Origin of the sequence: Marinobacter sp. (assembly GCF_041686475.1) — a bacterium.
Lineage (GTDB): Bacteria > Pseudomonadota > Gammaproteobacteria > Pseudomonadales > Oleiphilaceae > Marinobacter.
Map to the genome: position 1 here is coordinate 47,439 of NZ_JAWLDU010000016.1, position 9,203 is coordinate 56,641.

The 9,203-nt window shown below is 59.1% G+C and carries 6 protein-coding genes; 4 read left to right on the top strand and 2 right to left on the bottom strand.

The features are described from left to right. Nucleotides 1-384: 384 nt before the first annotated feature. On the bottom strand, nucleotides 385-795 hold the full coding sequence (locus tag ACESMB_RS05840) for a VanZ family protein (protein ID WP_372971103.1): 411 nt from the start codon (nucleotides 793-795) through the stop codon (nucleotides 385-387). Nucleotides 796-879: 84 nt separating this feature from the next. Between ACESMB_RS05840 and cysZ the strand changes: the two genes are divergently transcribed. The 3 genes from cysZ (at nucleotide 880) to ACESMB_RS05855 (ending at nucleotide 7,086) form a co-directional block, all read left to right on the top strand. Further along, the gene (gene cysZ / locus ACESMB_RS05845; RefSeq protein WP_372925497.1) at nucleotides 880-1,635 is read left to right on the top strand and encodes a sulfate transporter CysZ; all 756 of its coding nucleotides are present in this window, start codon (nucleotides 880-882) and stop codon (nucleotides 1,633-1,635) included. Nucleotides 1,636-1,670: 35 nt separating this feature from the next. Further along, the gene (gene rapA / locus ACESMB_RS05850) at nucleotides 1,671-4,535 is read left to right on the top strand and encodes an RNA polymerase-associated protein RapA (protein WP_372971104.1); all 2,865 of its coding nucleotides are present in this window, start codon (nucleotides 1,671-1,673) and stop codon (nucleotides 4,533-4,535) included. Nucleotides 4,536-4,638: 103 nt separating this feature from the next. Continuing rightward, nucleotides 4,639-7,086 carry an acyl-CoA dehydrogenase gene (locus ACESMB_RS05855; RefSeq protein WP_372925502.1) on the top strand — a complete coding sequence of 816 codons (2,448 nt, stop codon included), beginning with the start codon at nucleotides 4,639-4,641 and terminating at the stop codon, nucleotides 7,084-7,086. Nucleotides 7,087-7,105: 19 nt separating this feature from the next. Here the strand turns inward: ACESMB_RS05855 and ACESMB_RS05860 are convergent, their stop codons facing one another. Further along, nucleotides 7,106-8,776 (bottom strand): GMC family oxidoreductase, encoded by a 1,671-nt coding sequence (locus ACESMB_RS05860; RefSeq protein WP_372971105.1) that lies wholly within the window; start codon nucleotides 8,774-8,776, stop codon nucleotides 7,106-7,108. A gap of 95 nt (nucleotides 8,777-8,871) precedes the next feature. On the opposite strand from ACESMB_RS05860, the gene crcB reads away from it, so the two are divergent. Then, the coding region (gene crcB, locus ACESMB_RS05865) for a fluoride efflux transporter CrcB (protein WP_372925500.1) at nucleotides 8,872-9,203 on the top strand (332 nt) is incomplete at its 3' end.

Consider the following 9,203-nt stretch of genomic DNA (forward strand, 5'->3'; position numbering starts at 1 on the left):
TTGTCATTTTCCCTTGCCAGTCCCTGGTGCCGGCGTCCGAGCCGGCGATCCAATTGGTTATCCCTTAAGCGAGGCTTCCCTCTTTCCCTGCCTCTCCCTGCATCCAGTTGCGGGGGTGCGTCCAGTGCGTCGTCCGATTCCCTGTCATCCCTAACGCGATCACTATACCAATCGAAATCTTACAGGCGTGTGAATTGTGCATGGCTGGCGGATTGAGATCGCTGAGAAGATTTAATAAGTTTATTAATATCAGTGGGTTGAGATTTTCCGCGCGATTCTGGCCGGGTGATCGTACGTAACGTCGCAGCAAGATCCTACGCGTTTGTAGGAAATGTCTCACAAGGATTCGGGCGCATGTCTCAGATCCGAGCATGCAGACCCCTGTCAGGTCGGATCGTCGCCTTTTCTGTCCCGGGGGGCGGTTGCGCGAAGCCGGATAAAATCCGGGCATGGCAGAAGCCCGATGGCAATGCCTGCGGCATCTGCCACAATGTCGGAGACCGCGAAGGTGCGATAGGGTAGCTGGGCCTGGACAACCTCGATCGACACCCCGAAAGCCAGCAGGGCAGGGGCAATCCAGAGCCGGCTGAGCCCGGGCCAGGCCAGACGGGTGACAATTGCCAGCTGCAGGAACGCCAGAACGTGATTCAGTTTGTCGTTGTCAGAGGAAGGAACCGGGTAGGGCTCACTGGTCGTTGCAAGGTAGAGAATGGCTGTTGCTGAAATGACCAGCATCGCCCGCCAGAACGGCTGATAATCAAGCAGAAAGCGGATACGTTGTGTCAGAAATCCCATGTACACCGTCGGGCTGTGGTGGAGTTTGCAACATGATATGCTTTGCGCCCGGTTACTGTCATTGAGGCTGAGGTGCTGCGAGGTATGTTGAAGGGTAATTTTTTCCGCGGCCTGGGTTACCTTGGAGAAGGATTCCGGCTGATACGGCAGCCAGGGCTGAGATTGTTCGTCGTTATTCCCCTTGTTATTAATGTTTTGTTATTCGGCCTCCTGTTCTATTTCCTGGCTGAAGTTTTCTCTGCAATGATCGCCGCTGCAATGAACTGGCTGCCGGACTGGGCCTGGTTGCAGAGCCTTGACTGGTTGTTCTGGCTGCTTTATGGAGCTGTGATCCTGCTCATGCTTGCCTACGGCTTCGTTATCGTGGCCAACCTGCTTGGTTCTCCCTTTTATGGCTATCTGGCGGAACTGACTGAAAAACACCTGACCGGTCAGGAAGTCAGCACCGAGGATGGCTGGAGCCAGATAGTCCGCGATATTCCCCGCTCATTGTGGCGGGAGGTGCAGAAAATCGTCTATTACCTGCCTCGTGCCGTTGGCCTGTTCATAATTGGCATCATCCCAGTGGTTAACCTGGTGGCTGCTGTGCTCTGGTTCCTCTTCAACAGCTGGATGATGGCGCTCCAGTATGTTGATTATCCTGCAGACAACCACCGGGTAAGTTTTCCCGCCCTGCGCCGCCTGCTGGGAGATACCCGCCTGTCAGCCCTGGGTTTCGGACTGCCAGTGGCCCTTGCAGCCATGGTTCCGGTACTGAACCTCGTTGTGGTTCCTGCCGCGGTGTGCGGGGCAACCGCCTATTGGGTGCGTGAAAACGGGCCATCGAATACAGACGTATAAAGCCGTCATAGCAAGCTGAATCTGTCGGAGGTTTCTTGGATACATCGGAATTCGTAATTGGCCAGCGTTGGGTGAGTCACAGTGATACTGCGCTCGGGCTGGGGATTGTCACGGATATTTCAGGCCGGCGGGTGACCCTGGGGTTTCCTGCCGCAGACGAAGAGCGTACCTACGCTATCGACAACGCCCCTCTGTCGCGAATCATCTACCAGATTGGCGAGGATATAGAGACTTTTGATGGTGAGCGCTTTGTCGTCCGTGCGGTCGAGGATGTTGGTGGTGTACTCATGTATCACGCCGACGACGGCGGCGAAAACCTGACACAGATTTCCGAAGTAAAGCTCAGCAGTCTGGTGGACTTTTCCGCGCCCCATCAGCGCCTGTTTGCCGGCCAGTTTGACCGCAATGGTGCGTTTCGCCTGCGTATGGCGACGGCACAACACCAGGATCGCTTACGGGCATCGTCCGCACAGGGCCTCATTGGTGCGCGTGCCCAGCACCTGCCGCACCAGATCTATATCGCCCACGAGGTGGCAAAACGCTACGCCCCCCGGGTGCTGCTGGCAGACGAGGTGGGGTTGGGCAAGACCATAGAAGCGGGCCTGATCCTTCACTATCAGTTACACACCAGCCGCGCCCGCCGGGTATTGATCGTGGTGCCTGACTCGCTGATGCACCAGTGGCTGGTGGAGATGCTGAGGCGATTCAACCTGCGGTTCTCGATCATCGACCAGGGGCGTTACGACGCCATGGATGACTTCGCCGAGCTTCCGGACGAGGATGACGAGCTGGCGGATGCTGATGAAAACCCGTTTGAAAGCGAACAGCTGGCCCTGTGCAGCCTGGATTTTCTGGTGAGCAGTGAACAGGCCCAGGCGGATGCCATTGCCGCAGGGTGGGACCTGATGGTCGTGGATGAAGCTCACCATCTGGCCTGGAGTCCGGAAGCGGCCAGCCCCGAATACCGCCTGGTTGAACAGCTTTCATCAGCCAGTAAAGGCTTGCTGTTATTGACGGCAACGCCTGAGCAGGTGGGGGTGGCGAGTCACTTCGCCCGCTTGCGCCTGCTGGACCCCGCAAGGTTTCACGACCTGGAAGCCTTCCGCAAAGAAGAACAGCAGTACGAAGTCATCAATCAGGTGGTATCGCGTATCCGTGAGCAGGGCGTTGCGGCAATTTCCGGTGAAGACCGGAAAGCCCTTAAGGGCTGGCTGGGTGACGAACTGGATGCGCTGATATCTTCCGAGCAGCCGGAACAGGCACTCATTGACGCACTGCTGGATCGCCATGGCACTGGCCGGGTACTGTTCCGTAACACCCGTGCGGCTATCAGAGGTTTCCCGGAACGCCATCCGTTGCCCGCTGCATTGCCCTGTCCGGAGCTCTATCAAGGCCGGGATATGTGCCACGGCATTGCCGGGCTGACCCCCGAAACCGCAGCAGACGAGGAGCAATGGCTGGCGGAAGATCCTCGCGTGGCCTGGCTGGAAAAGACGCTCTCCGGCCTGAAACCCGCCAAGGTGGTGGTTATCTGCGCCCAGGCATCGACAGCCATGGCGCTCGAGCACTACCTGCAATTGCGGGCCGGTATCCGTAGCGCCGCTTTTCATGAGCACCTGAGCCTGATCGAGCGGGACCGCGCCGCCGCCTACTTCTCAGATACGGAACAGGGTGCCCAGGCGCTGATCTGCTCGGAAATCGGTAGCGAAGGCCGCAATTTTCAGTTTGCCCATCATCTGATCCTGTTCGACTTGCCTGCGAACCCGGATCTGCTGGAACAGCGGATTGGCCGGCTTGACCGCATCGGCCAGACTGACACCATCGACATTCACATCCCCTATCTCCGCGGAACCGCCCAGGAAAGCCAGTATCGCTGGTTCGAAGAAGGTCTGAATGCCTTCAACGAAAGCTGTTCTGTAGGCGTTGCAGTTCATGATCATGTGGCATCACGGTGGCAGGCTGCCATTGATGGCCATGTTGATGAGCTGCCGGCGTTGCTGGAGGACTCCCGGAAAGAGGCGGAACGCCTGCGCATACTGTTGCGCAATGGCCGGGACGCTCTGATCGAGCTCAATTCCTGCCGCCCGGACGTGGCAGAGGAACTGATTGCCCAGATCGAATCCGAGGAAGAATCGGCGCTGGTACGGGACTACATGATCGATGCCTGCGATATCCTGGGTGTGGATTTCGAGGACCACTCGGAACACGCGGATGTGCTGCGCCCCGGGGAGCAATACCAGGCAGGGCACGTAACGGAACTTCCGGAAGACGGCCTGACCGTTACCTGGAGCCGTCAGCAGGCCCTCGAGCGGGAAGACATGGCGTTTATGAGCTGGGAGCACCCGCTGGTAACCGGCGTGATGGAATCGGTCACCAGTTCCGGTCTGGGCAAAGCCGCCCTTGCCAGCATGACGGTCAAGGCGCTGCCACCCGGGACCCTGTTGCTGGAAGCCCTCTTTACAGTGCACTGCCCGGCGCCGCAGTCGCTGCAGCTGTCCCGCTACCTGCCGGTTTCGCCATTGCGACTGCTGGTGGATGTGAACGGGCGTGATCTGTCGGCCACACTGCCCCACGACAGGCTCAACGACATGTGTTCCAATATTCGCCGGCGCACCGCCCAGGCTATCGTTCCCCAGATACGTCCGCAGGTGGAAACCATGGTTGATCATGCCGAAAATCTGGCAGATCCCCATCTGGAACCACTGCGGGCATCCGCACTGGCTCGGGTGAGAGAGGTATTTGGCCCTGAAATCCGCCGGCTGGAGGCCATGAAGAAAGTGAACCCGGTGATTCGCGATGATGAGATCGAGTTTTTCCGGGAGCAACTGGCGGCCGCGGAAACGGCGCTGAGCCAGGCCAGCCTGTCACTGGAAGGTATTCGGGTTATTGTAACTGCCTGATAGTGAAACAGTTGCTGGTCAGGGTTCATCTGATCAGGTAGGTTGAACGTAACGAGTTGTAATTTTTGACATTCAAAACCACGGACGACAGAGAGTATCCATGATGACTTTCATACTGTTTCTTGTTGCTGTTGCCGGGCTCCTTGTTGTTATGCGCAAGGAGTCCGGCGCCAAGCCTGCGATCGGGGTTATGGTGGTAACAGGCCTGCTTTCGCTGTTCTTCGCCTCGGGCCTGCTGGCGCTGATCCTGTTCATCGGCGCGGCCATCACTACGGCGGCGGGCCTCCCGGGATTTCGCCAGAGCTGGCTGACCCCCCGGGTGTTCGCCATGTTCAAGAAAGTGGCTCCGAAAGTTTCCGATACCGAAAAAGTGGCACTGGAAGCGGGCACCGTGAGCTGGGACGGTGAACTGTTCACCGGTCGCCCTGACTGGCATAACCTGCTGATCAACCGCAATACCGGCCTGTCTGAAAAAGAACAGGCTTTCGTGGATAACCAGTGCACCCAGGCGATTTCCATGTGCAATGCCTGGGATCTGGCCGTTGAGCGTGCCGATCTGCCGGAGGCGCTGTGGGATTTTCTGAAGAAGGAAGGCTTTTTCGGGATGATTATTCCCGAAGAATACGGTGGCCTGCACTTCTCGGCCAAAGCCCAGACGGCGGTACTGCAGAAGCTTGCCGCCAACGAAATGCTGATGGTCACCGTGGGTGTACCCAACTCCCTCGGCCCGGGTGAGTTGCTGGTCAAGTACGGCACTGACGAACAGAAGAATCATTACCTGCCGCGCCTGGCAGACGGTCGTGAGATTCCGTGCTTCGGCCTGACCGGGCCTCGCGCCGGTTCCGATGCCACGTCGCTGCCGGACACCGGTATCGTCTGCAAGGGCGAATTTGACGGCAAGGAAGTGCTGGGGCTGCGCCTGAACTTCGAAAAGCGCTGGATCACCTTGGCACCGGTTGCCACCGTGGTGGGCCTGGCCTTCCGCATGTTTGATCCCGACGGGCTGCTGGGCGATACCAAGGACTACGGTATTACCTGTGCGCTGATTCCCCGTAACACCAAGGGTATGGAAATCGGCCGCCGTCACTGCCCCATTGGCACACCGTTCATGAACGGACCCATCAAGGGCACCGATGTGTTCATTCCGCTGGACTACATCATTGGTGGCCAGGAAATGGCGGGGCAGGGCTGGCGCATGCTGGTTGAGTGCCTCTCCGTTGGCCGCTGTATTACCCTGCCATCCGGTGCTGCCGGTGCTGCGGCCTATTCCGTTGGTACTGCCGGTGGCTTTACCCGCATACGCCGCCAGTTCAACACCCCTGTGGCGGACATGGAAGGTGTGCAGGAGCCCCTGGCCCGCATTGCGGCCCAGACCTACATTGCCCAGTCCGCGGTGAACCAGACCGCCAACATGATCGACAAGGGCGAGAAGCCGGCTGTGCCGTCAGCTATCCTGAAGTATCACCTGACTGAAATGCAGCGTGCGGTCCTTACTGATGCCATGGACGTCCATGGTGGTAAAACCGTCACCCTTGGCCCTCGTAACTACCTGGGTATCGGCTTCAGTGGTGCAGCGGTTTCCATCACTGTGGAAGGTGCCAACATCATGACCCGTAGCCTGATGATCTTCGGTCAGGGCGCGATCCGCTGTCATCCCTACGTGCTCAAGGAACTGGCAGCGAAGGACAACGACGACATCAACGCATTCGATGATGCGTTCTTTGGCCACGCCGGCCTGATCTTCGGTAACGCCGCCCGTGCTTTCACCCAGGCATTGGGAATTGGCAAGGCGGACGTGCCGTTCGACCACGCTGCCCGCAAGTACGCCCAGGGCGTAGCCCGCTTCAGCGCCGCTTTCGGCCTGTGTGCAGATGCCGCCATGACCACCCTGGGCTCCGAGCTGAAAATGCGCGAGCTGATTTCAGCCCGCCTCGGCGACGTGCTGGCCAACCTCTACCTGGCCTCTATGGTGCTCAAGAACTGGCACGAAACCCAGCCGGTTGACGGTGAGCGGGACCTGATGGAATACAGCATGGCACTGCTTCTGTATCGTGCAGAAAACGCCATGGATGAATTCCTGCAGAATCTGCCTAACCGCCCGGTTGCCCTGGCCCTGCGTGCCATCACCATGCCTCTGGGCCGTCGCTGGGACAAGCCCCACGACGACCTGTCGCGCAAGCTGGCCCGTGCTATTTCCACCGACAGCCCGGTCCGTGAGAAGCTGTTGCAGAGCACCTGGACCACCAACGGCGAAGGTACAGTGGAGAACCCCGTGGCTCGCTACAATGGCTTGCTGAAGGACTACGATAAAGCTGAGCAGCTCTATCGCAAGGCCACCAAAGCCTATGCCAAGGGACAGCTGCCGATGACCGCGCTGCATCCTGAAGAACGCTTCGAGGCAGCGTTGAAAGCAGACATCTTCACCAAGGAAGAGGCGGATTTCATGCGCCAGTATGAAACCACAGTACTGGAAATGCTGACCGTCGACGATTTCCCGTTTGACGAGTTCGCCCGCAATAAGGACACGCTGATCGACCACAATCCGGCCTGATCAGGGGCCGGTTGGCAAACTATTCGCCGCCCAGGATCCAGCGGGCGGCTTTCTCTGCAATCATCAGGGTGGGCGAGTTGGTGTTGCCACTGGTAATGGTGGGCATCACACTGGCATCGACCACCCGCAGACCTGCCACGCCCCTTACCCTCAGGTGAGGGTCCACCACCGCCTGGTCATCATCCACGCGCCCCATCCGGGTGGTGCCCACCGGATGGAAAATGGTAGTTCCGATATCCCCGGCCAGCCTGGTGAGCTCGTCGTCGGTCTGGTACTGCAGGCCGGGTTTGAATTCTTCCGGCTGGTACTGCATGAAAGCGGGCTGTTCAGCAATACGTCGGGTCACCCTCAATGAATCGGCAGCTACTTTCCGGTCTTCGGGAGTGCTCAGGTAGTTGGGAGCAATGGCCGGTGCCTGTTTCGGATCGCTGCTGCGGATGCGCACCGTGCCTCGACTCGTGGGGTTGAGATTGCAGACACTGGCGGTAATGGCCGGGAAGTTGTGCAGCGGCTGTCCGAAAGCATCCAGGCTCAGGGGCTGGACATGGTATTCGATGTTGGCGTAGTCGAATTCCTCGGAGCTACGGGTGAACAGACACAACTGTGACGGCGCCATGCTCATGGGGCCGGAGCGGGTCAGCAGGTATTCCAGACCGATGCGCGCCTTGCCGATCAGCGAGTTGGCCATGGTGTTCAGGGTTGTAACCCCTTTCACCTTGTACACGGAGCGGATCTGCAGGTGGTCCTGCAGGTTCTCGCCAACACCGGGCAGGTCGGCGACCACATCAACGCCATGCGCTTTGAGGAGATCCGCCGGGCCTATGCCGGACAGCTGCAGCAGTTGCGGTGAGCCGATGGCGCCGGCGGAGAGAATGACCTCCCGTTTTGCCAGGGCAAAGGTTTCACCTTGCCCCGGCCGGTCGACACGCACCCCCGTGCAGCGGGGGCCGGAACCGGAGGGTTCCGTTTCCAGTCCGAGCACATGAGTCGAATGCCAGAGCGAAAGATTCGGGCGTTTCTCGGCTTCCCGCAGGAAAGCCTTGGAGGTATTCCAGCGCCAGCCTGAACGCTGGTTCACTTCGAAATAGTCCACACCTTCATTGTCGCCGCGGTTGAAGTCACGGGTTCGCGGAATGCCGGCCTCGACGCAGGCAGTGGCAAAATCTTCCAGCACTTTCCATTTCAGGCGCTGGTGCTCCACGCGCCATTCGCCGCCGTGGCCATGGTATTTGTGGTGGTCCGGGTCGGCGTCGCCGCCGTTATCCAGTCGATAGTGATCCTCATGGCGCATGAAGTCGGGCAGGCAGTTGTGCCAGCGCCAGGCGTCCTCGCCTGTGATCTCCGCCCATTGATCGTAGTCGCGGGCCTGGCCACGAATGTAGAGCATGCCATTGATGCTGGAACAGCCGCCCAGGGTTTTACCCCGGGGATAGATCAGCGTGCGGCCGTTCAGGCCGGGATCCGGCTCTGTGCGGAAACGCCAGTCGGTGCGCGGATTGTCGATGCAGTACAGATAGCCGACGGGAATATGGATCCAGTGATAGTTGTCCCGGCCGCCGGCTTCGATCAGCAGTACCCGGTTGGCCGGGTCCGCGCTCAGCCGGTTGGCCAACAGGCAGCCAGCGGTGCCGGCGCCTATTACGATGTAGTCGAATTCTTTCTGCATTTGTGCTTTCTTATTGTTGGACATAATGGTGTTTTCTCCGAATTGCGTTCAGCCTAGGGCGAGTTCGGGGGCGAAGCAACCGGGATGGCTGAAAGTCAAATACGAGGTGATGCATAAGAATGTGGTTATCAATCCTGGCCGTAAGCGCCGGAGCCGTTATCGGCGCTAACCTGAGATGGGCCCTGGGCCTCTGGCTCAACAGCAGCTACCACGCCATCCCCTATGGCACCCTGGTGGCAAATCTCTCGGGCGGCTGGCTCGTCGGCCTGCTGATCGGCTACTTCGTGCATGGCACGTCGCTGGCGCCGGAGTGGCGCCTGTTTGCCATCACCGGCCTCTGCGGCGCTCTTACCACCTTCTCAACCTTCTCCCTGGAAATGTTCTCCGCCATCCAGGAAGGTAAATGGAGCGTGGCCCTGGCCGGAATACTGGCCCATGTTGTTGGCTCTAT

Coding starts and splice junctions, on each gene's coding strand:
- ACESMB_RS05840 (WP_372971103.1), bottom strand. CDS start 795: ATGGGATTTCTGACACAACGTATCCGCTTTCTGCTTGATTATCAGCCG.
- cysZ (WP_372925497.1), top strand. CDS start 880: ATGTTGAAGGGTAATTTTTTCCGCGGCCTGGGTTACCTTGGAGAAGGA.
- ACESMB_RS05855 (WP_372925502.1), top strand. CDS start 4,639: ATGACTTTCATACTGTTTCTTGTTGCTGTTGCCGGGCTCCTTGTTGTT.
- ACESMB_RS05860 (WP_372971105.1), bottom strand. CDS start 8,776: ATGTCCAACAATAAGAAAGCACAAATGCAGAAAGAATTCGACTACATC.